This window comes from Vibrio sp. 10N.222.46.A1, from assembly GCF_041473595.1.
Taxonomy (GTDB): Bacteria; Pseudomonadota; Gammaproteobacteria; order Enterobacterales; family Vibrionaceae; genus Vibrio; species Vibrio tasmaniensis_A.
This window is the reverse complement of record NZ_JBFRSN010001801.1, coordinates 1-328: the sequence shown is the minus strand read 5'-3', so window position 1 is coordinate 328 and position 328 is coordinate 1. Positions and strand designations below refer to the sequence as shown.

The 328-nt window shown below is 44.8% G+C and carries 1 protein-coding gene; it reads right to left on the bottom strand.

Going from position 1 to position 328, the window contains the following annotated elements:
- Window positions 1–328: cation:proton antiporter (locus AB4496_RS29380; protein ID WP_372133659.1), on the bottom strand; the 328-nt coding region annotated here is incomplete at both ends.

Below are 328 nucleotides of genomic sequence, written 5' to 3'. Positions count from 1 at the left end.
AAGATGTCGCCAGACATCCAGCCCATCTTAAAAGCAAGGCCACCGACGATGAGGCCAAATTCACTGTAGTTAAACAGTGACAAAGAAGTGAGTAGGGAGGTTCGAACACGGAACTTGAATCGGTTTAGTACCAAGAAGTACAGAACGCCTTTCACTGGCAGTAACAATAAGAACAAGACTGCAAGCATAAAACCCTGAATAGTTGGCTGTTCTGACAAGCCAATATTCAAGAAGAAGCAGACGAGGAAAAGCTCTTTGAGGTTAAACAGCGACTTCGATAGCTCTGAAGCTTTTGGGTGACCGGCTAATAGCATACCTAGGATAAGGG